The organism is Ekhidna sp. (assembly GCF_039960695.1).
GTDB lineage: Bacteria > Bacteroidota > Bacteroidia > Cytophagales > Cyclobacteriaceae > Ekhidna.
In genome coordinates this window covers 191,362-217,435 of sequence record NZ_JBDVKP010000018.1, presented here as the reverse complement: position 1 = coordinate 217,435, position 26,074 = coordinate 191,362, and the positions used below count along the sequence as shown (strand labels likewise).

At 37.8% G+C, this 26,074-nt stretch carries 26 protein-coding genes; 11 read left to right on the top strand and 15 right to left on the bottom strand.

Going from position 1 to position 26,074, the window contains the following annotated elements:
* Positions 1 to 19 precede the first annotated feature (19 nt).
* Positions 20 to 595 (bottom strand): DNA-3-methyladenine glycosylase I, encoded by a 576-nt coding sequence (locus tag ABJG98_RS11010; RefSeq protein WP_348279567.1) that lies wholly within the window; start codon positions 593 to 595, stop codon positions 20 to 22.
* Positions 596 to 660: 65 nt separating this feature from the next.
* Between ABJG98_RS11010 and ABJG98_RS11005 the strand changes: the two genes are divergently transcribed.
* Both ABJG98_RS11005 and ABJG98_RS11000 read left to right on the top strand, forming a co-directional pair.
* Positions 661 to 1,740 (top strand): hypothetical protein, encoded by a 1,080-nt coding sequence (locus tag ABJG98_RS11005; protein WP_348279566.1) that lies wholly within the window; start codon positions 661 to 663, stop codon positions 1,738 to 1,740.
* On the top strand, positions 1,737 to 2,561 hold the full coding sequence (locus tag ABJG98_RS11000) for an arylamine N-acetyltransferase (RefSeq protein ID WP_348279565.1): 825 nt from the start codon (positions 1,737 to 1,739) through the stop codon (positions 2,559 to 2,561). Before ABJG98_RS11005 ends, ABJG98_RS11000 begins: the two co-directional genes overlap by 4 nt.
* A 30-nt stretch (positions 2,562 to 2,591) precedes the next feature.
* Here ABJG98_RS11000 and ABJG98_RS10995 read toward each other — a convergent pair whose 3' ends face one another.
* The 3 genes from ABJG98_RS10995 to ABJG98_RS10985 are packed head-to-tail and all read right to left on the bottom strand — an operon-like array spanning position 2,592 to position 4,237.
* The gene (locus tag ABJG98_RS10995) at positions 2,592 to 2,987 is read right to left on the bottom strand and encodes a TerB family tellurite resistance protein (protein ID WP_348279564.1); all 396 of its coding nucleotides are present in this window, start codon (positions 2,985 to 2,987) and stop codon (positions 2,592 to 2,594) included.
* Between the two features lie 11 nt (positions 2,988 to 2,998).
* A complete protein-coding gene (locus ABJG98_RS10990) occupies positions 2,999 to 3,418 on the bottom strand; it encodes a TerB family tellurite resistance protein (protein ID WP_348279563.1) in 420 nt (139 codons plus the stop codon).
* A 57-nt stretch (positions 3,419 to 3,475) separates the two neighbouring features.
* Positions 3,476 to 4,237 carry an SDR family oxidoreductase gene (locus tag ABJG98_RS10985; protein ID WP_348279562.1) on the bottom strand — a complete coding sequence of 254 codons (762 nt, stop codon included), beginning with the start codon at positions 4,235 to 4,237 and terminating at the stop codon, positions 3,476 to 3,478.
* Positions 4,238 to 4,402: 165 nt separating this feature from the next.
* Here ABJG98_RS10985 and ABJG98_RS10980 point away from each other — a divergent pair, with 165 nt between their 5' ends.
* On the top strand, positions 4,403 to 5,599 hold the full coding sequence (locus ABJG98_RS10980) for a hypothetical protein (RefSeq protein ID WP_348279561.1): 1,197 nt from the start codon (positions 4,403 to 4,405) through the stop codon (positions 5,597 to 5,599).
* A 4-nt stretch (positions 5,600 to 5,603) separates the two neighbouring features.
* On the opposite strand, the gene ABJG98_RS10975 is transcribed toward ABJG98_RS10980, so the two are convergent.
* The gene (locus tag ABJG98_RS10975) at positions 5,604 to 5,921 is read right to left on the bottom strand and encodes a Rieske 2Fe-2S domain-containing protein (protein WP_348279560.1); all 318 of its coding nucleotides are present in this window, start codon (positions 5,919 to 5,921) and stop codon (positions 5,604 to 5,606) included.
* A gap of 17 nt (positions 5,922 to 5,938) precedes the next feature.
* Between ABJG98_RS10975 and ABJG98_RS10970 the strand changes: the two genes are divergently transcribed.
* From ABJG98_RS10970 to ABJG98_RS10945, 6 genes are all read left to right on the top strand, one after another.
* Complete coding sequence (locus tag ABJG98_RS10970; protein WP_348279559.1) at positions 5,939 to 7,096, top strand: aminotransferase class V-fold PLP-dependent enzyme; 1,158 nt, start codon at positions 5,939 to 5,941, stop codon at positions 7,094 to 7,096.
* 4 nt (positions 7,097 to 7,100) lie between these two features.
* Complete coding sequence (locus ABJG98_RS10965) at positions 7,101 to 7,229, top strand: hypothetical protein (protein WP_348279558.1); 129 nt, start codon at positions 7,101 to 7,103, stop codon at positions 7,227 to 7,229.
* A gap of 303 nt (positions 7,230 to 7,532) precedes the next feature.
* Positions 7,533 to 7,916, top strand: coding sequence for a hypothetical protein (locus ABJG98_RS10960; RefSeq protein ID WP_348279557.1), 384 nt, complete (start codon positions 7,533 to 7,535; stop codon positions 7,914 to 7,916).
* Positions 7,917 to 8,154: 238 nt separating this feature from the next.
* A complete protein-coding gene (locus ABJG98_RS10955) occupies positions 8,155 to 8,604 on the top strand; it encodes a hypothetical protein (protein ID WP_348279556.1) in 450 nt (149 codons plus the stop codon).
* 181 nt (positions 8,605 to 8,785) lie between these two features.
* Positions 8,786 to 9,553: a sensor histidine kinase gene (locus tag ABJG98_RS10950; RefSeq protein ID WP_348279555.1), complete on the top strand. Its 768-nt coding sequence runs from the start codon at positions 8,786 to 8,788 to the stop codon at positions 9,551 to 9,553.
* A gap of 24 nt (positions 9,554 to 9,577) precedes the next feature.
* A complete protein-coding gene (locus ABJG98_RS10945; protein ID WP_348279554.1) occupies positions 9,578 to 10,237 on the top strand; it encodes a response regulator transcription factor in 660 nt (219 codons plus the stop codon).
* A gap of 360 nt (positions 10,238 to 10,597) precedes the next feature.
* Here the strand turns inward: ABJG98_RS10945 and ABJG98_RS10940 are convergent, their stop codons facing one another.
* The 4 genes from ABJG98_RS10940 to ABJG98_RS10925 all read right to left on the bottom strand — a co-directional run bounded on the left by ABJG98_RS10940 (position 10,598) and on the right by ABJG98_RS10925 (position 16,291).
* Complete coding sequence (locus tag ABJG98_RS10940) at positions 10,598 to 12,067, bottom strand: M28 family peptidase (protein ID WP_348279553.1); 1,470 nt, start codon at positions 12,065 to 12,067, stop codon at positions 10,598 to 10,600.
* A 109-nt stretch (positions 12,068 to 12,176) separates the two neighbouring features.
* Positions 12,177 to 13,352: an acetyl-CoA C-acyltransferase gene (locus tag ABJG98_RS10935; protein WP_348279552.1), complete on the bottom strand. Its 1,176-nt coding sequence runs from the start codon at positions 13,350 to 13,352 to the stop codon at positions 12,177 to 12,179.
* 36 nt (positions 13,353 to 13,388) lie between these two features.
* Complete coding sequence (locus tag ABJG98_RS10930; RefSeq protein WP_348279551.1) at positions 13,389 to 15,770, bottom strand: 3-hydroxyacyl-CoA dehydrogenase/enoyl-CoA hydratase family protein; 2,382 nt, start codon at positions 15,768 to 15,770, stop codon at positions 13,389 to 13,391.
* Positions 15,771 to 15,796: 26 nt separating this feature from the next.
* The gene (locus ABJG98_RS10925; protein ID WP_348279550.1) at positions 15,797 to 16,291 is read right to left on the bottom strand and encodes a MarR family transcriptional regulator; all 495 of its coding nucleotides are present in this window, start codon (positions 16,289 to 16,291) and stop codon (positions 15,797 to 15,799) included.
* A 94-nt stretch (positions 16,292 to 16,385) separates the two neighbouring features.
* Between ABJG98_RS10925 and ABJG98_RS10920 the strand changes: the two genes are divergently transcribed.
* Positions 16,386 to 16,943, top strand: a complete 558-nt coding sequence (locus ABJG98_RS10920) for a hypothetical protein (protein ID WP_348279549.1) — start codon at positions 16,386 to 16,388, stop codon at positions 16,941 to 16,943.
* Between the two features lie 6 nt (positions 16,944 to 16,949).
* On the opposite strand, the gene ABJG98_RS10915 is transcribed toward ABJG98_RS10920, so the two are convergent.
* Both ABJG98_RS10915 and ABJG98_RS10910 read right to left on the bottom strand, forming a co-directional pair.
* Positions 16,950 to 17,555: a DUF4136 domain-containing protein gene (locus tag ABJG98_RS10915; protein ID WP_348279548.1), complete on the bottom strand. Its 606-nt coding sequence runs from the start codon at positions 17,553 to 17,555 to the stop codon at positions 16,950 to 16,952.
* An 88-nt stretch (positions 17,556 to 17,643) separates the two neighbouring features.
* On the bottom strand, positions 17,644 to 18,891 hold the full coding sequence (locus ABJG98_RS10910) for a cystathionine gamma-synthase family protein (RefSeq protein ID WP_348279547.1): 1,248 nt from the start codon (positions 18,889 to 18,891) through the stop codon (positions 17,644 to 17,646).
* A 134-nt stretch (positions 18,892 to 19,025) separates the two neighbouring features.
* Between ABJG98_RS10910 and ABJG98_RS10905 the strand changes: the two genes are divergently transcribed.
* Entirely contained in the window at positions 19,026 to 19,496 is a 471-nt protein-coding gene (locus ABJG98_RS10905; RefSeq protein WP_348279546.1) for an Lrp/AsnC family transcriptional regulator, read from the top strand.
* Here the strand turns inward: ABJG98_RS10905 and ABJG98_RS10900 are convergent.
* The 4 genes from ABJG98_RS10900 to mnmG form a co-directional block, all read right to left on the bottom strand.
* On the bottom strand, positions 19,473 to 21,281 hold the full coding sequence (locus ABJG98_RS10900; protein ID WP_348279545.1) for a tetratricopeptide repeat protein: 1,809 nt from the start codon (positions 21,279 to 21,281) through the stop codon (positions 19,473 to 19,475). The two genes, ABJG98_RS10905 and ABJG98_RS10900, sit on opposite strands and share 24 nt — an antisense overlap.
* Before the next feature lie 381 nt (positions 21,282 to 21,662).
* Positions 21,663 to 23,336 carry an Ig-like domain-containing domain gene (locus tag ABJG98_RS10895; protein ID WP_348279544.1) on the bottom strand — a complete coding sequence of 558 codons (1,674 nt, stop codon included), beginning with the start codon at positions 23,334 to 23,336 and terminating at the stop codon, positions 21,663 to 21,665.
* Positions 23,333 to 24,205: a class I SAM-dependent methyltransferase gene (locus ABJG98_RS10890; RefSeq protein WP_348279543.1), complete on the bottom strand. Its 873-nt coding sequence runs from the start codon at positions 24,203 to 24,205 to the stop codon at positions 23,333 to 23,335. The genes ABJG98_RS10895 and ABJG98_RS10890 overlap by 4 nt, the downstream gene beginning before the upstream one ends.
* A complete protein-coding gene (gene mnmG, locus ABJG98_RS10885; protein WP_348279542.1) occupies positions 24,205 to 26,070 on the bottom strand; it encodes a tRNA uridine-5-carboxymethylaminomethyl(34) synthesis enzyme MnmG in 1,866 nt (621 codons plus the stop codon). The genes ABJG98_RS10890 and mnmG overlap by 1 nt, the downstream gene beginning before the upstream one ends.
* Between the last annotated feature and the right edge of the window lie 4 nt (positions 26,071 to 26,074).

Here is a 26,074-nt window from a genome sequence, read left to right as displayed (position 1 = left end):
CTAATCTGCTAATTAAAATCTATATAGCACCTAGAAGCTCATTATACCTAAAGCAATCAATCGTATGATCATTGACCATTCCAATGGCTTGCATGTGGGCATATACAGTTGTAGAGCCCAGAAATTTGAATCCTCTTTTTTTTAAATCTTTTGCGAATGCATCCGATTCCTTAGTTGTGACTGGGACTTCCTCCATCGTTTTCCAGGAATTGATAATAGGCTTTCCATCTACAAATTGCCAGCTGTATTTGTCAAACGAGCCAAATTCTTTTTGTACTTCAATAAATCGCTTAGCATTATTGATTGTCGCCTCAATCTTCATCCGGTTTCTGATGATTGCCGCATCTTGTAAAAGCTCCTCTACCATTCCTTCCCCGAACTCTGAGACAACCTTATAGTCAAAGTCTGCAAATGCCTTTCGATAGCCTTCCCGTTTCTTTAAAATAGTAGCCCAACTGAGACCTGCTTGGGCGCTTTCTAAGACAAGAAATTCAAAATGTGTTTTGTCATCGTGGACAGGAACACCCCATTCCTCGTCGTGATATCTGACATATTCTTCAAAAGAGTTGGCACTCCAGGTACATCGCGTTTGCATACTTATACTAAATTGGGTCAATAATCAGTTGAGAATTATAAAATTAGCATTTTAACGCTCAATATATGAGAATCACTTTTTCTACGCTGCTACTTGGCTTTGCTGGCTTTGTTCTTGGACAAACACCGATCTACGATTACGTTTCGGTTAATAAGACCTTAAAGGTTCCTGCTGAATTAAACAGTGAAAGAAGCGCAGTTATTTTTTCAGTTCCTACAAAGAGAGGGGATTTTATAGAAGCAGGTGAGCATGATAAATTACTCTCTGGGGTTCATAAGGCTTTTGTGACGATGGGTATAGACGCAATTTTCTATTTGAATGAACTAAATTTTACTGCTAGCTACAATGCAAGAAACTCATACATCGAGCTATTCAATTCACGCCGAATCAAGAATATCATTTTTCTTACGCAGACTGAAAAAGGTTATGAGTATTTAATGGCTCCGTTTGATGGATCCATCAGATTAGTTAAGGATGGATCAGATGTCTTTTATATGCAGAATAATGAGCTATATTCTCTCCTACTAAATATTGGCAAGGAAGTGAGAAGAGCTGACCAGGAATTATATAATTTTTTAATCCCTGAAAAGCCTAATTACTTACACGGTTTATCTATTGTAGAAAAAACATTGCTCAAAAACTATCCTGGAATATTGCGAAGAAGTAAGCTGGCTGTCGAGCGATTTATACCATTAGATTCATCTGGTATTTCTAATAATCAGGTAATGGAGAAAATAAGGCGGTATAATCAAGATATAGCCAGTAAGAACATGGAGCTGGAAGAAATCATGGCATCATATCCATATGAGTTCGAGTTGATCGATCCCATGTCTGATGATGATTTAAGAAGGAACAGATATCAGTTTTTGTTGCGATCCATTAGCTCTTCGGCAGGTACTGTAAAGCAGATGCTGGACTATGAAGTGTCGCCAAATGAAACTGGCTTCGTCTCAGTCGTCCCTGTGATGCCAGATCAGACGAGAGTAAAGACCATCCCAAGAAATGCGATTGTTCATAAGTTTTATATTCGGCAAAATATTTCTAAAAATGTCCATGTAGGCGAATGGGATGCTGATGTGACCTGGCAGCAGTCATTGAAAAACATGATCGGTAATCTTACTCAAGAGCTGAAAATTAAAAATTGAAAAAGCTAAACTTTTTTCAAAACAGACCGAAAGCAACTCGGATCGATGTTGATGCCTATTTGGAGAGAATTGGCCAAGTGCATCATGAGCCTACTTTGAAATTTCTGAAATCACTCCAAAAATCGCATCTGTTAAAGGTCCCTTTCGAAAACTTAGACATCCATTATGGTAGTAAAATTATTCTTGACTATCAAAAAATATTTGATAAAGTCGTTGTTCAAAAAAGAGGTGGATTTTGTTATGAGCTAAACGGTCTCTTTTATCATCTACTGTATCATTTAGGTTTCGACTGCTATGTCATTTCAGCTCAAGTAATGAATAAAAAAACTGAAACATTTGGACGGCCCTTTGACCACATGGCAATCGTTGCAACTATTGAAGGGCAAGAATGGCTCGTAGATGTCGGCTTTGGTGATGGCCCCATTTCTCCTCTTAAGATCATCGTTGGTAAAGTTCAAATGGACTACACAAGATATTGGAAACTAGCTATCGATCCCGATGAACGCCTAATTCTCAAGGTTTCTAATGATACCAATTATTTTCAATCAAAATATCTTTTTACCACAGAAGAAAAGCAATTAATCCAGTTTCTAGAAATGTGTGAATTTCACCAAAGTTCGGTCGATTCTCCGTTTACTCAGAAAAAGTTAATTACTCAGCTCACCACAAATGGACGTGTAACACTTACTGATCGGCGCCTTCAAATATTAGATCTTGGGGAAATATCAGAAAATGAAATTTTGCACGAGGATGAATTTTTATCAAAATTGGAACATCACTTCGGCATCACTCATCAGCAACTAATTCCAAAGGGAGGGTAACAAAAAAAGCCGGTAAAACCGGCTGATGATTTAGTGTCTATGCTTTCTCACTTCTCTTTTTAGAGAGGCAACATCCGAAGCAATTGCCGGATCACTATAAATTCTGGCTGATAATTCAGAAATAACATTTCGCTTAAACCCGAGCTTTTCGGCAAGTTCCTCACAAAATTTGATTTCCGACAAATACACCTGGCTATCAATTTTCATCAACTGAACTAGGTGAAACAGGTATTCAAATTTGTCCTCTTCAGACATGGTGCTGAGTGGCGGTAATGGCTCAGGGTTTTCTACCATATTGTTTATTTCGTCTTCGCCTATTCCATTGGCCTTGCCAATCATATATATCAGGTCTCTTTCTTCACCAGCAAAATCGCCATCGATATTTGCCAACTGAACCAGCACGCTTAGTTTCGCCTTGATACTCATATTCTATTTGGTTACTTTTTTAAATATTTATTAGCCTCTTTCATGATGGCCTCTCTATTCCCAGTAATCGATGGATCTCCATAAATTCTGGAAGACATTTTCTTTACTACTTTTTTATCATAGCCCAATTTTTCGGCCACCTCTTCACAATACTTAATCTCTGTTAGGAATACCTCCCCATCAATTTTCATTAACTGAATAACATCATAGAGATAATCAAACCTTTCCTCAGACAACAGGCCTTGAAAGTTAACATCGCTATTTTCCTTAGAATTGAGTACTTCTTCTACCAACTCATCAATTTCTTTTTCCGGAACTCTGTTCGCTTTACCAATCGTATATACGTACGATTTTTCTGGATGACCAAAATCCCTATCTATAATGGAAAGTTGGACTAGGGCTTTAAGGTGGTTTTTTATATTATTTTCCATTTTGGCTGTTGTTTTTGGATCTTCTAATTTAGGAATTAATCCATAAAAAGAAATGAGTTAATGCAAATAGCTCCCAGCGTTGATATCGAATGTGGCTCCAGTTGCATGATCGGCCATACCACTAGCGATAAAGGTAACTAATGGAGCTATATCCTTTGGCTCAGTTAGCCTCTCCAATGCAAGATCTCCCTTTGCATGATCTTCACCATACTGCTGCATAAATTCCTGAGACATATCTGTGCGCACAAAGCCTGGTGCAATTACAAAAGCCTTCACTCCGTCTTTCCCATAGGATCGAGCTATGGATCTGGTAAGTGAAACAAGTCCGGCTTTTGATGCAGCGTAAGCAATGTACTCTGCTTCCTCACCTTGGAAAGCTGCTCGAGAAGCAATGTTAATGATCCTTCCCGCTGCCTTTCTGCTAATAAAGTGCTGAACAGCCTTTTTGCAAATAATGGCTGCTGAATTCAGATTCACCATCATGGTTTCATTCCAGGACTTCATCCATTCATCGTCTTTGGAATCTATACTTGATGTTTTAGCGAGTCCCGCATTGTTTATTACAATTTCTACACTTCCCATTTCAAGGCTCACACGCTCAAATAACTTGGCTGCCTCATCTGGCTTAGAAAAATCTGCCTGAAAAGCTTTTGATTCATTTCCAAGGATATGAGCCAGATTTTCTGCCTCTCGAACATTCTTATTGTAGTGGACAGCAATTGTGGCACCGGCTTCTGCAAGCTTTGTTGCCAAGGCCTTTCCTATTCCTCTGCTTGCTCCTGTCACCAGGATATTTAAACCTGAAAGATTTATATACATGTATTAAAAATTTGATCGAAAAATTAGACAAAACCATTTTTAAGTTGAACTATCTTTTGATAAAAGATGTCCCAACATGTTTTGCACTCGAAAAACTTTGTTAATTTAGGCCATTCCAGCTTAGAGGTCACCGCTTAATACACACTTCAACGTAATAAAATATTCATGGGCATTGTAATACCCCTACTCCTAATCACGTTTTGTTGCATTATAATCTGGAGAGCTGGTGATGGTTTCATGACCGCATCTGAGTACATCGGAAGGAATCTGTCAGAAGGCGTAAGAGGAGCTACTATCAACGCGATAGCCAGTTCTATGCCTGAAGTTTTCACCTCTTTATTTTTTCTTTTTGTCCTCACAGATGCTGAGGGATTTTCTGGCGGCATTGGAACTACTGCCGGTAGTGCCATTTTCAATGGCATGGTGATTCCAGCAGTTGCGGTGCTTGCTGTTATTGGCATGAAAATGACCAAAAAAGTTCACGTATCAAGAAAAGTACTCCTAAGAGATGGGATTGCTCTAATCATTGCGGAACTTATCTTTTTGATTCTAATCAGTGGCTCAACACTCCATTGGTATCATGGTATGCTGCTTATGGGCGTGTATGTGGTATACATCATTTTCATGTTTGCGACCATGAAAAAGTCTGAACGAAAAGAGCTTCTTGAAGAGGAGGATATAGATGAAGCCGTTTTCGAGCATGACGAAGAACCACAAGGTCCTTTTTTGAAAGGATTAGTGACATTTGATCTTGAACGGGTATTTATTGGAAATAATAAAATTAGTGGAAGAAGAGCATGGTCTCTCCTTCTATTCTCTACTTTGTCAATTGCAGCCGTTTGTTATTTTTTGGTTCTTGCTTGCGAATGGATTGGTGCGGATACTTATTCAGTAGCAGGGTTGGGTGAGTTTAACGGCTTAAATATTCCTGTGATGTTTGTCGCGCTTATACTCGCTTCGGCTGCATCTAGTTTCCCTGATACGATCATTTCCATCAAAGACGCAAAAAGAGGACAATATGATGATGCAATATCAAATGCTTTAGGTAGCAACATTTTTGATATTTGTTTTGCTCTCGGTTTTCCACTTTTTATTTTCACAATCATCAACGGCCCTATTCACATGCCTCCCGAAATTGTGGACTTGAGTAGTGAGCTTCGATTCTTATTGTGGTTATTGACCGTGCTCGCAGTGGTAATATTCACAAGTGGAAACTACTTTGGAAAACGAAAGTCTTATTTATTGCTAAGCATCTACGTGCTCTTCGTCCTTTATATTGTAGGAAGAGGTTCTGGAAACGAACTTGCTCAAAGCATAGCAGATTGGTTAGTCTCTGTAGTCAAGTTTTTTAGAATAGGTTAGATCTTTAGCATTCAATAAAAATTCCTTCTGCCAATTCAATAATAGAATAGGTTTTTAGCGCACCACAGCGTTGCTCTGCTTCTTCACCCGTTTTTATATTAAATCTATAGGTGTGTAATGGACAGACTATCTGATCTAGATAGTTAAGGTTGCCAGTATGAAGGTTTTCGCCCATATGTGCACAATCATTTTGAAAAGCAAATAATGATTCTCCTATGCGTACAATGCAGATTTCTTTATCATTGGCCCTTAATAGCCTTGGTTGCTTGTGTTTCAAGACTTCTTTGGCTTTATCGTGTGAATCAAATAGCTTCAACTTCATTATAAGTAAGTATAACAATGAAATGTCAACGGCAGAAATTTAACCTTCAGCGAAAGCATGCCTATCTCAATTGTGCCTACATGTCTCCTTTGATGAAAAAGGTAGAAAATGCGGGCATCAAAGGCATCAAAAAGAAAAGAAAGCCATTTCATATTTCTCCTGAAGATTTTTTTGAAGAGTCCGAAGTACTACGTAGGCATTACTCTTCACTAATAGATAATAATGAGCCAGAGCGAGTTGTCATTATTCCATCTGCCTCGTATGGTCTTGCAAACGTCGTGAGTAACCTCCCATTCTCCAACGGAGAAATACTCATTTGTGACGAGCAATTTCCTAGCAACGTGTATCCATGGTTGAGGCTTCAGGAAAAGGGGTTTGAAGTAAAAACTATTGGTCCTACAGATAGTGAGAAAAGAGGAGAAAGTTGGAATGAAAAGATACTTGAATCTATAACTGCAAAAACGAGAGTCATCGCAATAGGCCACATTCATTGGTCTGATGGAACGTTATTTCAGCTGGAGAAAATTAGAACACGACTTGATGAAGTAGGGGGCTTACTTATCATTGATGGAACACAATCTGTAGGTGCTCTACCTTTCAGTGTATCTAAGATTAGACCCGATGCACTAATCTGCGCTGGATATAAATGGCTAATGGGTCCATACTCTATTGGACTTGCTTACTATGGCTCTGCATTTGACAATGGTGTCCCTGTTGAAGAAAACTGGATCAACCGACTGGATAGTGACAACTTCTCGGAGTTGGTCAATTATCAGAAAGACTATCGAAAGATTTCTCTTAGATACGAAGTTGGCGAACACAGCAATTTTATTCTTGTTCCGATGCTGAATCAGGCAATTAAGCAACTGACAAGATGGAAACCTCAAAGCATCCAAAATTATACGCATGAATTATTGTCCGGTGCTATCCAAGAAATGAAGGATGTTGGTTATCGAATTGAAGGTGAGGCATTCAGAGCTCATCATATGTTTGGTGTTCGACTACCGGAAGGAATAACTATTGATAAACTGAAGCAATCATTCCATGCACATAGAGTAAGTGTAAGCTTGCGCGGTGACGCTGTGCGGATAGCTCCAAATGTATATAATGATGAAATGGATGTTAGAAAATTGCTGAAAGCAATGAAAGAACCTATCTTCGCATCAAAACATTAAAACAATGAATTTAACGAATCCAGCAGTAACAGAAGGAGTAAACATCTTTGTTAACATCGTAATCTTCCTTGTTGCTTTTGCGCACGCATTAGCATTCGTAAATGCTAGAAAAGAGAATCAGAAGAAAAATTAATCTACTTCGTGATCTCTATCGTGAGTGCTCACTGATTTATTGGGCAAAATAAATGGGCATAAAATAGCCAAAACAAACAGTCCGATAATTATTCCAAGCATTGCCATTTTTAGATCTCTTTATTTGTGGATAGCAAATATAATTGCTTCTACAAGTTTGATCTAATTTCCCTCCATTCCTTTTCTGTTTTCGATGAAATCACTACCCTTTTTTGGGTATTTTCAGTGTGATTTGTTCTTATACGCTTTGATAAAATGCTTGGTAGCGCTACCATTGTCCTCAAACCAACTAAACCTTAGTAAGATGTCAGAGAATAACGTAAAAAAATCCCTTGAAGGGAAGGTAAAAAACATTGGTAAAAATATGGGTAAAGCCAAAGCCAAACAGTGGGTAAAAAAGTACCAGAAAGCAAATCCTGATGCTGAGCTAAACGGATCACTCTACGGGAAAGATATTTTGGAAAAGCTTTGTAATTACCCTGGTTCAGAAGGACTTTGGATTTTTAAAGGTCTTGATGATAATGATGAAGAGTGTTTTGTTCTTTTTCCTGCTGATGCGGGCGGAAATATTCTGGACGGTAAACGTATTAAATCTTTAGGGGCTGCCGCTTCTAAAAATGGAGATCTTGATGATCCCGCCGATAATGGAGAAAAATGTCCACCTATTTGTCCTGGTGGCCTAGGTTAACTTTTAGAATTTGGAAGAACTAGTTAATTGGTTATTAAGTTTAAATAGATTTTCTGCCCTGGCGGGATGTCTGTTTTTTATATACTCAAAACAATCCCTGAAGGCTGTATCGGGGATTGTCTTCTTGATATTGCTATTGTCTTTTGCCGCCGATAACATTAACTATTTCTTTATCAGGCTTATCTATCCTAATAGTTTCATAATTGGTAATATTTGGATAGTAGCTAATTATTTCTTCATGATCTGGTTATTTAGTCAGATTCTTGATCACAGGTCTTCAAGAATAATTCAAGTGCTGACCTCTTGTTTTATTGTAGGAACTGTAATTAGCTTCTTCTATTTTCAGATTACAGAAGCAAATACTTTTCTAAGCCTAAGTAGCGATCTTTCCTATATACTCCTTTCATTAATAGTTTATTTACAATTATTAAAATACCCTTCACAAAAACTCACAACTCATCCTGTTTTCTGGATTGCAACTTCATTCTTTGTGCACAGTAGTTTGATTTTACTTCAAAGTGTTTTTGACAATTATTTAATTTTTGATCAGAAAATATCTTCAAATGCATACCAGATTATTTATGGAATAAATCTCCTGGCCAACATTTCTAAAAACTTTATCCTTTTCTATTCACTAATGTTGATTAGTAAAGGATATCCCGCTAAGATTCCAACATCAGTAACATGATAGAAACAATAGTAAATATCGTGGTGTTTGGCACTGCAATCATTTTTGGAGCAGTGATTTGGTTTTTATACTCGTTTTCAAAAGCTTACAGCTCTAGAAAATAAATGCTAATCAATTAACCTTTCCCTCACGTCCCAACCCTCAAGCAGGATATTTAACTCATTATCATTATTTTGTAGTTGTGGAAGGAAAAGTAATCTTACTTGTCATCATAGGAACTATTGGCGTGATGCTAATGGCCTTCTCTGTTGTTTTCTTTGTCCTATTATACCGTAGAAAGATGCTGGAAAATCAGCTTGAAATGCGTGAAGTAGAGAATAAGCATCAGCAAGAGATGCTGAATGCTACATTAAAATCTCAGGAAGAAGAAAGAAATAGATTGGGAACTGAGCTTCACGATGGTGTTGGTGCCATGCTTTCTTCTATTAAACTAAATCTTCAGGTAGCAAAGAAAAAAGACACGGTGGAAACACTTGATTCTGTACTTGGGCACTTGGACGAAACAATTACTCAGGTAAGAGGCATTTCGCATCAAATGATGCCCATAATCTTAAAAAAATATGGATTGAAGCATGCCATAACTGATTTGTTTGAGAAAGTTTCTTCAGATGATTTTGAAGCTGCTATTTCAAGATGGGATGATCCCGATTTAGATGACACACGTGCTCTAATGCTATACAGAATTGTCCAAGAGCTTCTAAATAATTCAATTAAACATGCTGAGGCATCTTCGATTTCTTTTAGCATTCAAAAAGGTGATGCTGAGCTAGTCATGGAATATGTCGATAATGGCAAGGGATATCCACCTCATATCTTAAAAAGAAGTGACGGAATGGGTCTGCTCAATATTAAAAACAGATCTCAGGCTATAGGTGCAATACTAACATTTTCCAATCGTGAAGATGGGGGATCCAAAGTAAATTTGGTAATAGCAGTTCCTATTGATTAATTTGAATGTGGAAGTGAGAGAATAATGAGTCAACCAGATAAGCTGAACATATTGGTCACAGATGACCATACGTTGTTTCGACGAGGCACGATGATGCTTCTTGAATCCTTCGATGAGGTTGGAAAAATCGATGATGCTGAAAATGGTAAGGAGGCACTGGAAAAGTTGGAACATGGAAACATTGACCTTATGCTCCTCGATTTAGAGATGCCCGTTCTGGATGGTTGGGAAACTGCAAAGAAGGTTGTCTCTAAATTTCCAGAAGTGAAAATCATCATGATTTCAATGCACGACTCCCTTCAAATAATTTCAGATCTGATAGAAATTGGAGTACACAGTTATCTTTTAAAAAATGCTGATCCTGATGAAGTCCACAAAGCAATTGTCTCTGTTACAAATAATGACTTCTACTATAACCAGCTTGTATCTAAAGCCCTTCATAAGAAAGTTCAAAAAGATGGATTTAATAAAGGTGTAGCAAGACGCGCAGATATCAGTCCAAGAGAAATAGAAATCCTACAGCTGATTTGTCAAGAGCTGACAATGAAAGAAATTGGGGAAAAACTTTTCGTTAGTGAGCAGACAGTACACACTCATAGGAAAAATCTAATGAAAAAAACGAAAGCAAAAAATGCCGTCGGCTTGGTGAAATTTGCATTTCAAAATGGAATTGCTGCCTTTTAGGCCCTCCCCTTTTTTGGGTATTGTTATACCTCTTTTAGGGTAAAAAAAACTACCCAATATTTATAAAAATAAGCATTAAAGCAACTGAGCGTACTTTTTGATTATTCGTCTCTAATTTCTACAAAATTCTAATTAGTCCTTTCCTTAATTTCATATTGTCATTTATTGATAACAATAGATGATATGCTCTTAGGTTGATGGTTAATCTAGAAAATGCCGGGAGTCCAAGGTTTTCGCTTAATCCTTTGGTTTGCCAACTATCTCACTCACATAGTGGACTCCCTGGTGTTTTCAACTAAGAAATTGAAGAAAATCTCACCCTCAAAAAAAAGGCCCTGAATCTAGGGCCTTTTTTAGTTTCTATTTTTTGTACAACTCTATTCCAGAGTCATAGTATTTATCTCCCTTTATCCAGAATGGAGCTTTTTTCGCATTGCCAATCATTCGGCAGGCATAAACATAGCTTTTAAAGAACTTTTCAAGATATGCGTAATCCAATGTGTTTGGGTTATCTCCTGCTTGATGATAATACTTGGTGATTTCGTCATCAAATGCAGTAAAACCCATGCTAAAAGTAGGTGCGGGAATTCCTTTTGCTGCGAAACGCACGTTATCTGATCTATCAAACAATCCTTGTTCAGGTGCTGGATCCTCTATTGCCTCTAAGCCAAAGGCTTTGCAGGCTTCCATTATCATTTCTTCAGCTGTTGTTCTGGTTAAGCCAATAATTGTTGCTTTGGAGGTATCGTTGTATCCACCATTATCAGAGTTGAAGCAATAAACGATCTTGTCCAAACCAATTGGTGAATTATCTACAAAGGCTTTGCTTCCAAGAAGGCCTTTTTCTTCACCCGTGAACAGGACAAAAAGCCCAGATCTTTTAGTTGGATTTTTGGCAAGGTTTTGAGCAGCCATTAATACGGTCACCGTTCCGACGGCATTGTCTCGAGATCCATTATATATACTGTCGCCATTTGCATCCGCCTGACCAATACCTACATGATCATAGTGTGCCGAGTAGACTACAAACTCATCTTTTAATTTATTGTCTGACCCTTCTACATATCCAACAATATTCTGAGACATAAATCTTTCAATGTCTGGCTCGGCAACAACAATGGACGCTGGTTTTTTTGTATCTAAAAACGACAAATCCTCTACTGCTCTGTTCAGCCATATATGAGCCATAGACGTACCGTCTTCTTCTCCATCATCTAAGAGTGTTTGTTCTTGGCTTAAAAATCTTACTAAAAAATTCCATGGAAGGGTTGATGAATTGTAAAGTTCAATGAGACCAATTCCGCCCAATTCTTTTACTTTCTTTCTTTTTTCTCCTGCAAGCGAAAACCACTGCTGAGGGCTTTGGCTTTCTCCATCACCACATATGGCTATTACAATTTTTCCTTTTACGTTCTCCTCTTTCAAATCATTTGGTAATCCATATTCTGCATAATAAAAAGGCTGGTCAAAGACTGAGGTACTTCCATCTATTAAGACAAAATCATCGTTGAGTGTCAGTTCTGTGCTACCAATCTTAATTGCACCGGTAGAAGGTGGGCTCACTTTTTTCATAGCCACAGGTTGAAAGTAGCTATCCATTCCTGGCGCCATTTTAATGCCATATTCTATGAAGCGGCTTTCAATGTACTTAGCAGCAATCTTTAACCCTTCTGATGGCGTGTCTCTTCCTTTCAATTCGTCAGAAGCAAGAAAGCCAATGTGACTTTTTATGACTCCTTGGTTCACTGATTGGTCAGCAAGCTCTTGATCTGTCTGGCTAAATGCGAATATTGATCCAGACAACAGTGTAAGTAGTAAGGTCTTTTTCATTTTTAAAAATTTTGGCCAAGTTAATTGATCGTACTGTTTCCTTACTTATAAAATAAAAAAAGGCCACTGGCTTCTGCCAATGACCTATTCGTTTTTAAAACATATGGCTCTAGTTAAGGAATTCGTAGATTCCAGCAACTCCTTGCCCTCCACCCACGCATGCTGTCACCATTCCGTATTTGCTTTTTCTTCTTCGCATCTCGTTGAATAAAGAGATTGAAAGCTTTGCTCCTGTACAGCCAAGTGGATGACCAAGTGCAATTGCTCCTCCGTTTACATTCAACTTGTTTACATCTAGGTCCAAGCCTCTAATTACACCTAGTGATTGGGCTGCAAAAGCCTCGTTTAGTTCAATCAAGTCTAGGTCATTTTGTTTTAAGCCTGCCTGCTTCAATGCTTTTGGCACTGCTTCTACCGGCCCTATTCCCATGATACGCGGATCCACACCTGCAGCAGTATAGCTAATCATTTGTGCGATTGGTTCCAAGTTATACTCCTTAACCATTTTCTCACTCATTACCATCACAAAGGCAGCTCCGTCTGAGGTTGGCGAGGAATTGCCGGCTGTAACCTGACCGCCTTGTTTAAAAGCAGGTCTAAGGTTTGATAATGTTTCCATATTGGTTTCTTCCCTGACACACTCATCGGTATCTACAATAAATTCCTTTTTGTGCCTTTTTCCATCGTCACCAACAAAAGTTTCTTCGACCGATATAGGCACAATCTCATCTTTGAATTTTCCATCTTTAATTGCTTTGGCTGCTTTTTGGTGCGACTCCATAGCAAACTTGTTTGAGTCTTCTGCTGAGATGTTGAAATCCTTTGCAACTTCTTCAGCTGTAAGTCCCATGTTTAAGTAATACTCAGGGTGCTCCTCAGCAATCTTCCAGTTGAGTGCTGCTTTATATCCCATCATCGGTACTAAAGACATAGATTCTGTTCCACCTGCAATGATACAATCTGCAGTTCCCGAGTGTACTCGTGCACATGCAAGATGTATTGCTTCCAGACCAGAACCACAGTATCGATTGATGATCATCCCGGGTACGGATATTGGAAGGGAAAGAAGAGAAATATATCGACCCATCTGCAATCCTTGCTCTGCTTCCGGTATTGCATTTCCTACAATCAAGTCATCCACACGTGTGGCATCAAAATCTTTTATTGACCCAACCAAATGTTTAATTACATCTGCTGCTAAATCGTCCGGACGGTAAAATCTAAAGCCTCCTTTTTTAGCTCTTCCAACCGCCGATCTGTATCCTGCTACTATATATGCATTCATTTTATTTTCAATTTTTTAATTGTCAATTGGTAATTATTAATTGCGCAATGGTTTTCCTTTAAAGAGTATGCTCTGTATACGTTCCAAAGTCTTTGGTTCACCACATAAGCTCAAGAAGGCTTCTCGCTCAAGGTCCAGTAAATACTGTTCGGATACCTCCGCTGGTGCGGATAAGTCACCACCCGCCATGATCCAGGCAAGCTTTTGACCTATCTTTTGATCATGCGCCGATATGTAACTTCCGTAGCGCATTCCGCTAATTCCTGCATGGAACATTGCCAATGCTGCTTTTCCTTGTACTTTGATATTCTTCCTTTCAACGGGTTGTGTATATCCAGCATCTGAAAGTGCGAGTACTTTATCCTTTGCATCAGTTAGAAGCCTTTTTCTATTCAATGTGATTTCATCGCCTCCTTTCATAATGTGCATGTTTCGAGCTTCTGCTGCTGAGGTTGCCACTTTGGCTGTAGCGATGTTCATAAAATACTCTTGTAATGTATTTAGTTCAGGATCACCGGGTGTGAAATCGTCCGCTGCTCGAAGTGTCATTTCCTTGGTTCCTCCTCCTCCAGGAATAAGACCTACGCCGACTTCTACCAGACCTACATATGATTCAGCATGTGCTTGAATTGCATCACAATGAAGCGACAATTCACAACCTCCTCCTAAAACTAGTCCAGATGTAGCCGCAACAACCGGAACACTAGAGAATCTGGCTTTTGTCATTGTGTTTTGGAAGGTTCGCACCATCAAATCGATTTCATCAAACTCCTGATCTACTGCATACATAAAAAGCATCGCAAGATTTGCTCCTGCAGAAAAGTTCTGCCCTTCATTCCCAATCACTACCCCTTTGAAATCCTTTTCCGCCATTGTAATCGCCGTATTGATACCTTCGATTACATCCGCATCAACTGAGTTCATTTTTGTATGAAACTCAAGGTTTAAAACACCGTCACCAATATCATAGATTGTTGCGCCTGGCTTTTCCCATACGACATTGTTTTCTTTAAAAGCATCGAGGAATATCATTCCTTCGGTCCCTGGGACAACTTGATATGATTTTGTAGGAATATCGTAATACATCTTCCTCCCTTTCTCATAAGAGTAGAAACTTTCGAATCCTCCATCTATCATTTCCTGTATCCATGGCGCTGGTTCAAATCCAGCTTCTTTCATTTGTGCAAGTATATCTTTCAATCCCATCGCTTCCCAAGTTTCAAATGGACCCAGCTCCCAAGCAAAACCAGCTGCCACAGCTTGATCGATTCGGAATAGTTCGTCTGCGATTTCCGGTATACGATATGTGCAGTATTTGAAAAGGTCAAAGAATGTTTTTCTGTAAAAGTCTCCTTCCTCGCCTTTGAGTGAAATTGCAATTTGCAATCTCTTTTTCAAATCTTCGATGGTCTTGGTTTTATCAAGAATGTCGAGTTTGGATTTTTTCTTTTCTTCATATTCAAAGGTCTTCAAGTTCAGCTCTAGTATTTGCTTGGTTCCGCCTTCTACAACCTTTTTGTAAAACCCTTGCTTAGTTTTATCTCCTAGCCATTTTCTCTCATGAAGTTCCTTTACAATATTAGGAAGCATAAAGCGATCTTTGGATTCATCCTTATCCAAGGCTGCATATAAGTTATTGGCCACATTGACTGTGGTATCTAAACCTACCAGATCAGAAGTTCTGAAAGTAGCAGACTTTGCGCGACCAATTACAGGGCCCGTTAGCTTATCTATTTCGCCTACAGAAAAATTTGTTTCAGAAATAGCATGCATTCCAGACATCATGCTGTAAACTCCGATCCGATTAGCAATAAAAGCTGGAGTGTCCTTACAAAGGACCGTTTCTTTCCCAAGGTAAAGATCTCCATAGGTCATCAAGAAATCGACGATCTCAGGATCTGTTTTTGGTGTCGGGATAATTTCAAGGAGTCTTAAATATCTTGGCGGATTGAAGAAATGGGTTCCACAGAAGTTCTTTTGGAAGTCTTCACTTCTACCATCCAACATTAGATGAATTGGAATCCCTGAAGTATTTGATGTAATAAGCGTTCCTTTGGTTCGCTCCTTCTCTACTTTTTCAAAAAGTGATTTTTTAATGTCCAGATTTTCAACTACGACTTCAATGATCCAATCAACATCTTTGATTTTGGATAAATCATCGTCAAAGTTTCCTGTTTGGATCAGGCTTGTCTTGGCTTTATCGTATAATGGTGATGGATTTGATTTAATCGCAGTTTGTAATGCGTCATTCACCAATTGATTACGAGCTGACGGTTTGTCCTTTTGTTTTTCATCCAAATCTCTGGGTACTATATCTAGTAGTAGTACTTCCACACCAATGTTGGCAAAGTGGCAGGCTATTCTAGATCCCATGATTCCAGATCCTAAAACGGCTGCTTTCTTAATGGTTCGTTTCATGTATCTTATCTAATTGATTAATTGAATTATTGATTTTGTACCAGTCCATTGCTGGCAAATTCTTCAGAAATCTGCTCGGCTATTTTATTAAACAGTGAAGGTTCATCAATGATTTCATTGATTTGTTTGACTACCAAAAAGAAGTCATTGAGTTTTTCCTCTGGAATCAACGTTTTAACTTTTGCGTTGAACTCCCTTACTGCACGTCGCGAAAGCTCTCTTTTTTCCCTTCCTATATCGGATAAAAAAATTCGAACAGATCTTCCATCTGTTGGGTCTTTCTCTCTATACACCCAGCCTTTTTCTTCCATTGCTTTTAACATTCGTGTCAAACTCCTGGATTCCATTCCCAAAAGCGGTGCTATTTTAGTTGCAGGAGTTCCGTTTTCAACATCTATATTTAAAAGTACAAATCCGGTAGATGCTGTAACATCATATTTAGCTCCATATTGATTGTACATTCGAGAAATGCTGTGCCACAATCCTTTAATATTATAGTCGACCGTTTCTTCTCTTTTCATAAGATTTGATGCTGTATATTTTCAAATATAGCAAATTTGTTATGCATGCATACTATTTTTTTGTTGGAATGCTTTTAAACATAGATTTGGGTGTATGAATGAGCATGCTATTCCGAAAGATTTTTATTCGTTTGAAACGAACACTCCTTTTGAAAGGTGCATAGAGTGTGATAAGTACCTTCTAAATGAAGGGACCGAGTATATAATTGAAAAGGCGGTTAAAAATTACGAGGGGTATCCGGCAAAGGACACTGTTTTTGATTACGCACTTTGTATGGAGTGTGCTGAGCGAATGCGAAAAGAAATTTCGAAAGAGTCCTGGGAAAGCATGATGCGATATTTTCAGGAGAACACGGATTTAATGACTCGCTTAGAAATGCAAGAACGATTGCCTGAAGAAAACCTGAAGAGCTGTATGGTGAAAAAAACTAATATCGATGATTGTCGGGAATACCAAATATATGCTCACTGCAATGGCAATAAATTGAATATGGAAAACCCACCCTACATGATTTCCGGTGAAGTGATGGATGAATTACTTCCTTTACTTTCTGATAAGACAGTTGATGAAATGAACGGTTTTATGAACAAACACTTCTCACCTGATCCTTCTATAATGGAGCCTGTTTCTCCTCGAATATTATTGGTTTAGAGATTTCTAACTATTGCTTTTGAAGGCGATAAGTTTGTATTCATCCAAGATTTGAATCACCGCAGATCTCATGATTCGTTCATTCGCGTATTCATCGCTACTAAAGATTCCAGAAGCGTAGCCTTGCCATACTGTCCCTTTTCGTTTCCTATCATAAAATGAAACAAGGATAGTTCCTTTCTTCAGATCATACTCTTTTTCTTTGTATTCTTCTTTGATTGATGTCGTACTTCTATAATTAGAATTTTCTCCTAGCGAATCTTTACGGATAAGTACTTTGCCACTAATAAAGTTTTGAGTGAGCCATGTCTGAAATTGAGGTTGTGAAAAACCTCTCAGATTTACATCATCAAAGAATATTGTGTAGACTACTACTAAGTCAGGCTTTTTCTCATTATATCGATAGCCCCAAGCCTGAAGAACTTTTTTTAAGCTTTTTTCAAGGACCACTTTATCTTCGGTCCCTCCCGAAAAACTCTGATTTGTACCAAAGCCAAAGCTATTGTAGCGGTTAAATTTCCCATCATAACTATAATCTGATTCAACGACATAGTCATAGCGAGAACAAGAAGAGAGCAATAAAAAAACAATTATGCAAACATGAGCCTTCATTATATAAATCTACTAAATTTTTTCTTGAGTAGATTTCACAGCTAATAGTGCTTAATTATGACCTTGAATCAGTTCATTTGATTCGTTGTTAATCTTTTATTGAATCTAAAGCCTGTTCGATATCCCAAACTAAATCCTTGGCGTTTTCAACACCTACAGATAATCTAACTAAGTTATTTGATATGCCATATTTAGCTTTTTCTTCAATATCTACTCCTGCGTGTGTCATGGATGCGGGATGTTGTGCGAGTGACTCTGTGCTGCCCAAGCTTACTGCCAGCTTAATCAGTTTTAGATTATTCAAAAACTGGAAGGCCTCTTTTTCACCACCTTCTAAAATTATTGATAGCATTGCCCCGGCAGATGTATACTGCTTTTCATAAATTTTATACTGAGAAGTACCCGGCTTTAGCGCCCCTAAGTAATGAATGGTTTTAACCTTTGAGTGATTGTTTATTGCTTCATGAACTTTTGCCGCATTCTCTGCTTGTTTTTCCATTCGTACCTTCAAGGTTTCAAGACTTCTTAGTAATAACCAGCCAGTCCAAGGTCCGGCCATATTTCCCAAAAAAGTTCGCATTCCTTTTACTTCAGTAATTAAATCTTTGCTACCAAGACATGCACCAGCGATAACATCACTATGTCCTCCTATGTATTTGGTCGCGGAGTAGAGAACTAGATCTGCTCCGTGCTTCAATGGATGTTGCCAAAGTGGCCCCATGTATGTGTTGTCCACCGCCACAAGTGCTTTTTCCTTTGAGCTAAATTTATCCGCAATTGATCTACACATTTCAAGATCAATCAAATGATTGGTTGGATTTGCTGGCGTTTCTACGTAAACCATTTTTAGCTTGTCCGCGCAGCCGCTTTCAATGATCATTTTCTCAATCTCTGTTTGAGATTGATCTGGATCAAACCCTAGTACATTAATTCCAAATTTGGGAAGAACATGCTTTACAAAGTGATCCGTCCCTCCATAAATTGGGTTACTATGAAGTAATAGGTCACCTGGTGATAAGAAATGTAAAAGCACGGTAGTGATTGCGCTCATGCCACTCTCGAAAACTGCGGCATCCTCGGCTTGATCCCATAGCGTCAATCGATTTTCTAAAATCTCAAGATCTGGGTTATTGAGGCGACTGTAAATAAGGCCTAGCTCTTCGTTCTCTTCTTTTTCCCTCAGACCATATGCATTTTCAAAGAAGGCTTTGCCTTCTTCGGCGCTTTCAAAGACAAATGTTGAAGTTTGAAATATAGGTGGTTTAATGGCTCCTTCTGACAAAGCAGGCTTAAAACCGTATGACATCATGAGGCTTTCCGGACTTAGATTTCGCATAAGTTCTATTTTCCTCGAAAGTGGTCATATAATCTATGATATAAAATTGAAGCAGAAAATTTTACTATTATTTAAAATAATTTAATGTATATTTTCTTATAATTGAATCCACAGTAGCTAAAATCAGAAAAGATATGGATGGAATTGACAGAAAGTTGGTGTCACTATTACAGGAAAACGGAAAGCTTACCATGAAAGAGCTTTCTTCCGAACTTGGCTTAAGTATAACTCCAATTTATGAGCGATTAAGAAGACTTGAAAGAAACGGATTAATTACTGGGTATCATGCATCGGTAAATTCGAAAAAGGCGGGTTTCGGGTTTGAGGTTTTTTCATCCGTTACCCTGGAGTCTCATAAAGCTGAATATTTACGTGAATTCGAATTAGAGATTACGAAATTTGCTGAGGTTATGGAGTGCTATCATTTAGCTGGGTCTTTTGATTTTCTATTGAAGGTTTTAGTGAAAGACATGGATGAATATGCGGCTTTTGTCAATAAAAAATTAGCAAGACTCAATAACATCCGATTGGTCCAAAGTATGATGGTTTTGAAAAATATAAAGCAGACGGCTGTTTTACCTTTAGTTAATGATATCTCCTCTTAATTGACGAAATCTTTTTCTCGCCTCTGCCACGTACATGCTACCGGGATAGTCAACTAAAAATTGTTGGTAGAGACTTTTTGCTTGCTCTACATCTTTTAATTGTCTTTCATAGATCTCTGCTTTTTTGAAAGCAGCATCATCAGCCAAAATATCGTAAGAATATGAAGCTAATATTTGATCGAGATAATTTATAGCATTATTTGTGTTACCCGACTCAAGCTCCAATTTTGATTTTAGCCAAAATACTTCATCCGTAATTGAGTGATGGTTGTATTTCTCGAGCATTTGCGTAAGTCGTTGATTCGCTTGCGCTTTTTGATTCTGGAAAATCAAGAGTTCAATGTTGGCAAATTCTTGCATTACAGCGTCTGTTGTATCTAGTGCTGTATTATCAGTTATAAGCATGCCTAACGAAATTGCGTCATTTGATATTTCTCGTGTAGTATTTTTCTTCAGAATATCTAAATGGCCTTTTGCCAGCGCAAAGTTTCCTGTGAAATAATGCAAACGAGCATTTCGCAATTTTGCATTGTATCCAAGTTCATGGCTTTTGTATGCTTTCTCCACTTGAGAATAAAGAAGTGTAGCTTCCCATGACTCCCCCTTTAATAAGTAAATGTCACCAAGATCTAGTTTGCTTTGAGAAACGAGTTGAATTCCTGCTCGCGGATTATTAACCAGCTGATTTAAGAGTTGTGCCGCGATATCAATTTCATTCAGATAAAATGCATGCAACAGCGCCTTACTTCTTAAGGCTTCGAATGCAGTTTGTGATGGTTGTAGTTCCTGGAAAAGCCCTTGGTACTGATTAGCTAGTTCTCGGATTTCAATAGGATTTATAGGAAAGGTATTTTTTATTTTCTGCTCCTTTGATTCCATCCAAAAGCGACGGGCATATTGATAATTACGAGTATCCTGATATGTTTTTGCAACATATTGGAAAATTTCTTCTGCATCATCATATGCAGCATTTTCTAATGCAATTCGTCCTATGTCCATGGAACGATCACCTGGTCGATCGTTTCTCTTGTCGATTGCACGTGCCTGAATAAATGCTCCGTAAAAATTTTTTCGCTGTAGCTCGACCCATAGTAAAAGTTCTGCAAACTTTGTGTCCTCTGCGTTTTCCTGCATTTTCCGTATCAGTGTACTTTCCAGTTCATCAAGCTCTTCTTCTTCTTGAATAAAACTCTGAAGTAAGTTTTTTATATAGCTGAGCCTGTTTGGGCTGTCTGATGCATAATTAAGATACTCTTCAATCATAGCAGGTTTGTTATTAACCATTCGATAAATGGATGCAAGTTCAAGTGCATGAACAGTGGGATTTTTTCTGACTTCTCTAGAATCTTCGAAAAAGAGAATTGATTCTTGATACAATTGCTCGTTAGCCAAGTATTGAGCAAGTATGCTTAATTGAAAAGGGTTTGTTCTAGAATCTTTTCGAAGCTGCTTTATGTAATTATCTAGTTTTTCTATGTCTCCAGCTTCACTGTATACTCCAGCAAGACTAGATTGAAATTGAATATTTGAGGGGAAGGTTTTAATTGCATTCTGAAGAAATTTCTCTGCTTGATCATATTCTGCAGTGGACTTAAGAAGTGTCAGGTAATTACCAGCAATAAGTTGGGTATTGTACGGATTTTCAGCCAGCTCCTCATATATGTATTTTGCCTTTTCAATATCACCCTGTTGGAAGTATTGGTTTGCCAACTGAATCTGATCATGACTTTGAGAATAAATCAGTTTAATTGGTAAGAGAACGTAAATGATTATTTTTTTGATCATGATTCAAGTAATACACATTTATACATACCTATATTAATAAAATAAAGTTTTAAATAAATTCTATTCTTATTATTAGTGCTGTGGATACGTGGATAAGATCTTATTTTTTTCTTAGGAAAATCTAATTGTTTATAAAAGACAAGATACTACTTCTAATTCAACAGTGTATCAACATATAAGACCCTGTAAGAGAGTAAGTTGACTTAGTTTGTTAATAAATAGACAAATCGAAATGTTGTAAACTTTTCACTTTTTAGAGTCTAGTAAGTTGTAGATAAGTATAGATTTATTAGTCAGGATTGGGTAGTAATGTAAGAATTTGAAATGCTATTAACAGAAATGATATGTTATCAACGATCTGATTGATAGTTATACACAGAATTAAATCGTAATATTCAATTCGACTACCCAGTTTTCTCTTATTGATGTTGACTGTTCATATAAGAAAACATCTTCTGGTTCTTCGTTTTTGAGAAGATTACCGTATGACCATTTTCCGTTGTTATTATTGTCAATCAAAACCCTAATCTTATATTCACCTGGTTTGACTGAAGGTAAAGTAAAAGAGGTCGTATTGGATTTCTGATAGGCTACTTTGCCACTCTTGTCCAAAAGTTGAAATCTAAAACTTGGAATGGTAGTATTAAGATTTACCTTCAATACACCTGTGGACTTCTTCGTTGGTGTTTTGACTGAAACAGATTTTTCAGAAGATGTATCGCTTTCAACAGAAATAAATGCACCCTTTTCTGCAAATAATGATAGCGTTGGCTTTTGAGTTATAGAACGAATATTTGTAGAATCTATAGCGGAGCTATCCTTAAATATTATAGTTTCAAGTAATGAATCAGCTAAGGATACAGACAGATTGACTTGTAGATTTAGCTCAGTATTATTTTCATTCCAATTGTAGTTAATCAGTGGATGAAAGTTCAGAAGAGAGTCAGATTTAATTGAAATTTTCGAAGTATCAAATGATAGGATTGGTTTATTGAATCCAATTTTAATCTTTGGGTTGTCAACTAAATCAAGTGTATTTCTTTTAAAGGAATATGAAAATTGAGAAGCATTTCTGTTCGATTCCAGAAAAACATATTTGATAGTATCCAATATTTGATTACCAAGACTATCACTGGCATGTAGTGTAGATGTAATACTGTCTTGGTAATTGATGTGATTGGATTTGTATAACCTAATAATGTCTTTTTTCTCACCAATAATGTTGCTTGGTAAACTAGGTTGGATATTGTAGTTATCTACCTGCTTGTTGAATTTGATTTCGACATACCTGCCTGTTGGTCGGGCATTGATTAGTGTAAGTGGCTTAATATTCTGTAATAGACATCTAATTGGTCTAAGGGAAATAGCAGAGTCGAGTTGAATAGTATCGGATAAGAAACCATGTGATTCTATATCTGGATCTAAGAGAAAGTTGCCATTGTCATCTTCGAATGAAATTATTTTATACTTACCTGTTTTGATATATTTAATTTCATAGCTTCCCGCTTCATCAGCTGTTGTAAAGTACATTGGTTTGTCTAAAAATACATTTAGCGTATCAGTGAAAGGATAAAGCGCAACAACATAACCCTTTGCTGGTTCTTTGTTCATTAATTCTTCTACAGTTCCTGTAACTGACATGCTGTCAATGTATGGACCTGTACTCAATGCAATGGAAAGATTAACGGAAGGATTTTTTTCTGTAATGTCTGTAACTCCGTTTGCAAAATTGAAATTGTATGTGGTAGAGTCTTTGAGAATACCTTCAAGTTTGAGGATCAGTTTATTCCGCTTCACAATGGATTTGTACTTAATGTCTGTGCTGGGAGTAATAATAAGTTGCTGTTTTAGTTTATCAGCATTTATCAGTTCTGAGAACTCTAACTCTATCGTAGACCCTTTGTAATTCGTGGTACCTTTCGTTGGATTAGAATAGATTAGCGAAGGAGGTATTGTATCTTTAGGACCGCCGGTTGGTCTACCGGGATTGGCACAGTTTTGAAAACACAAGTCAACTAGGAGTACGAAAGAAATGAGATATAAAAAGTGTTTCATTTTTTAACTACGTATATCAAGCTGGAATATTCTCTAGTCTTCTTTGCGATTTGATTGGATTTGTATCCAATTCTCAAGGCTTTAATAAGGCTTCCTTTCTTCGAGTATTTTTCGCTAAGCATCGAAACGTAGTATGAGTCAAATTTCATTGGTATTGTATCAATAAGCTTCAGTTTCAGTTGCTTAATCAAATAAGAAATGGAGCTACGATCGAAATGGTATAAATGTCTTGGAACATCAAAAGCAGCCCAATTTTCTTGGTATTGTTTGGCATCATATGATTGATGGTTAGGCACAGCAATAATCAGATGTCCTCCCTTTTTTAGTTTTTTGCTTAATACTTGTATAGTGGTTTTCAGATCAGGGATATGTTCAACGACGTGCCAGGTTGTTATCACGTCCACGTTGTCTGGACAATCTTTGAGCAGCTCGAGTATTTGTGATGGATTTTTTTGAATGGCTATTTTTTTTGCATCTATATCTGGTTCATATCCAAAAGCTTGCCAACCTTTCTTTGCTGCGGCTTTTACAAAATCACCTGTACCACATCCATAATCTAATAGAATACCATTACCAGAATTGATTTTATTAATTAGAGTAACCTTTTTAGTCAGTGTGTATCTACGAACCAGCTTATAAATTAAGTTTATTACTGAATTTCCTTGGTCTGTATGAGAAATGTACTGATCGCTTTTATAGTATTTGAAGAGATTATTTTCTTCAGGTCTTGGGTTGGTAAATACAAGTTCGCAATTTGTACACCTGACTAATGCAAAGCTTTCACCAGAGATTGAATGGTCGTTACAAATCATGTAGTTGTCAAACTGCTTGCTTTTACAAACAGGACATTGTTCCAACTTCTCGTACATTATCTTCCAAGATAAACCATTAATATTGATACATCAGATGGTGAAACACCACTTATTCTAGATGCTTGACCGAGAGTTTCTGGCTTCACTTTAAGAAGTTTCTCTCTGGCTTCAGAAGATATGGAAGAAAGCTTATTGTAGTCAAAAGACTTGGTAATCTTAAGGTTTTCAAGGTTGTTCATCTTTTCAGAATTCTGTTGCTCTCTTTCTATGTAGGTTTGATATTTGATTTGTATCTCTGCCTGCTCAATGACTTCAGGGGAATGTTTATCTAACACGTTTTCTACCTCTTTGGAAAAAATCTTGAAATCATAGATTGATATTTCTGGACGTTTCAATATAGTGGCAAGAGATGATTTATCTTTTATTGGAGCCGATGATATTGAATCCAGCTTGTCAGCTATATCATTAGGTTTGAACTGTGTCACATTAAGTAACTCTCTAAGTTCTTCTGTTTGGTCTTTCTTCCTTTGCATCTGATTTAGTCGATCATTAGACGCAAGTCCAATTTTATGACTTTTCTCGGTAAGCCTAAGATCGGCATTGTCTTGGCGCAACAGTAATCTAAACTCTGCACGAGATGTAAACATTCTATAAGGTTCATCAGTGCCTTTGTTTATCAGATCATCAATGAGAACTCCAATATATGCCTCATTTCTTTTGAGAATAAACGCCTCATTTTCATGAATTTTTTGATGAGCATTTATGCCAGCCATCATTCCTTGGCAGGCGGCTTCTTCATAACCTGTGGTACCATTTATCTGTCCAGCGAAATATAGGTTCTCAATGACTTTAGTTTCCAGTGTATTAGAAAGCTGCGTTGGCGGGAAGAAATCATATTCAATAGCGTATCCTGGACGGAACATTTTTACCTTCTCGAAACCAGATATTTTTTTTAAAGCCTTGTACTGCACGTTTTCTGGAAGCGAGGTTGAAAACCCATTAACATAAATCTCTACTGTATTCCAGCCTTCAGGCTCCACAAATATTTGATGCCTATCACGCTCTGCAAATCGGTTAATCTTATCTTCAATTGAAGGGCAATATCTCGGACCAAGTCCCTGAATGCGTCCTGTAAACATTGGCGATTTTTCGAATCCTGTGTGTAAGATTTCGTGTACCTCTGGATTTGTGTAGGTTATGTGACAGCTTCTTTGCTGAGTTAAAGGTCGGGATGATTCTAAATAGGAAAACTTTCCGGGAATTTCGTCACCTTCTTGTTCTTCCATCTTAGAATAATCGAGAGACCTTCCATCGACTCTTGGTGGAGTCCCGGTTTTCATACGTCCAGACTCAAAGCCTAGTTCTACCAATTGCTCTGTGATTCCGGTAGCAGCCCTTTCACCTGAGCGTCCACCACCGAACTGCTTCTCGCCAATGTGTATTAATCCATTTAGGAATGTACCATTGGTAAGGACCACAGCTTTGGCTTTAATCTCAAGTCCAATTCCAGTTTTTACTCCGATAGCACGACCATTTTGCACTAACAGTCCATTCACCATTTCTTGCCAGAAATCAAGATTAGCTATTCCTTCGAGTGAGAGACGCCATTCTTCAGCGAACCTCATTCTATCAGATTGCGCTCTCGGGCTCCACATAGCAGGACCTTTGGATCTATTAAGCATCCTGAACTGAATCATGGATTTATCTGTAACAATTCCTGAATACCCTCCTAGCGCATCTATTTCTCGGATGATCTGTCCCTTGGCTATACCTCCCATAGCTGGGTTACAGGACATATGAGCTATTGTGTTCATATTCATCGTAACCAATAGAACCTTGGAGCCCATGTTAGCTGCGGCGGCCGCTGCTTCACACCCTGCATGTCCTGCGCCTACTACAATTATGTCGTATTCTTGAAGCATATTT

Bases quoted from the DNA above. Each gene is read 5' to 3' on its own strand.
- ABJG98_RS11010 (WP_348279567.1), bottom strand. From the start codon at position 595: ATGCAAACGCGATGTACCTGGAGTGCCAACTCTTTTGAAGAATATGTC.
- ABJG98_RS11005 (WP_348279566.1), top strand. From the start codon at position 661: ATGAGAATCACTTTTTCTACGCTGCTACTTGGCTTTGCTGGCTTTGTT.
- ABJG98_RS10995 (WP_348279564.1), bottom strand. From the start codon at position 2,987: ATGAGTATCAAGGCGAAACTAAGCGTGCTGGTTCAGTTGGCAAATATC.
- ABJG98_RS10990 (WP_348279563.1), bottom strand. From the start codon at position 3,418: ATGGAAAATAATATAAAAAACCACCTTAAAGCCCTAGTCCAACTTTCC.
- ABJG98_RS10985 (WP_348279562.1), bottom strand. From the start codon at position 4,237: ATGTATATAAATCTTTCAGGTTTAAATATCCTGGTGACAGGAGCAAGC.
- ABJG98_RS10980 (WP_348279561.1), top strand. From the start codon at position 4,403: ATGGGCATTGTAATACCCCTACTCCTAATCACGTTTTGTTGCATTATA.
- ABJG98_RS10975 (WP_348279560.1), bottom strand. From the start codon at position 5,921: ATGAAGTTGAAGCTATTTGATTCACACGATAAAGCCAAAGAAGTCTTG.
- ABJG98_RS10970 (WP_348279559.1), top strand. From the start codon at position 5,939: ATGAAATGTCAACGGCAGAAATTTAACCTTCAGCGAAAGCATGCCTAT.
- ABJG98_RS10965 (WP_348279558.1), top strand. From the start codon at position 7,101: ATGAATTTAACGAATCCAGCAGTAACAGAAGGAGTAAACATCTTTGTT.
- ABJG98_RS10960 (WP_348279557.1), top strand. From the start codon at position 7,533: ATGTCAGAGAATAACGTAAAAAAATCCCTTGAAGGGAAGGTAAAAAAC.
- ABJG98_RS10955 (WP_348279556.1), top strand. From the start codon at position 8,155: ATGATCTGGTTATTTAGTCAGATTCTTGATCACAGGTCTTCAAGAATA.
- ABJG98_RS10945 (WP_348279554.1), top strand. From the start codon at position 9,578: ATGAGTCAACCAGATAAGCTGAACATATTGGTCACAGATGACCATACG.
- ABJG98_RS10940 (WP_348279553.1), bottom strand. From the start codon at position 12,067: ATGAAAAAGACCTTACTACTTACACTGTTGTCTGGATCAATATTCGCA.
- ABJG98_RS10935 (WP_348279552.1), bottom strand. From the start codon at position 13,352: ATGAATGCATATATAGTAGCAGGATACAGATCGGCGGTTGGAAGAGCT.
- ABJG98_RS10930 (WP_348279551.1), bottom strand. From the start codon at position 15,770: ATGAAACGAACCATTAAGAAAGCAGCCGTTTTAGGATCTGGAATCATG.
- ABJG98_RS10925 (WP_348279550.1), bottom strand. From the start codon at position 16,291: ATGAAAAGAGAAGAAACGGTCGACTATAATATTAAAGGATTGTGGCAC.
- ABJG98_RS10920 (WP_348279549.1), top strand. From the start codon at position 16,386: ATGAATGAGCATGCTATTCCGAAAGATTTTTATTCGTTTGAAACGAAC.
- ABJG98_RS10915 (WP_348279548.1), bottom strand. From the start codon at position 17,555: ATGAAGGCTCATGTTTGCATAATTGTTTTTTTATTGCTCTCTTCTTGT.
- ABJG98_RS10910 (WP_348279547.1), bottom strand. From the start codon at position 18,891: ATGCGAAATCTAAGTCCGGAAAGCCTCATGATGTCATACGGTTTTAAG.
- ABJG98_RS10905 (WP_348279546.1), top strand. From the start codon at position 19,026: ATGGATGGAATTGACAGAAAGTTGGTGTCACTATTACAGGAAAACGGA.
- ABJG98_RS10900 (WP_348279545.1), bottom strand. From the start codon at position 21,281: ATGATCAAAAAAATAATCATTTACGTTCTCTTACCAATTAAACTGATT.
- ABJG98_RS10895 (WP_348279544.1), bottom strand. From the start codon at position 23,336: ATGAAACACTTTTTATATCTCATTTCTTTCGTACTCCTAGTTGACTTG.
- ABJG98_RS10890 (WP_348279543.1), bottom strand. From the start codon at position 24,205: ATGTACGAGAAGTTGGAACAATGTCCTGTTTGTAAAAGCAAGCAGTTT.
- mnmG (WP_348279542.1), bottom strand. From the start codon at position 26,070: ATGCTTCAAGAATACGACATAATTGTAGTAGGCGCAGGACATGCAGGG.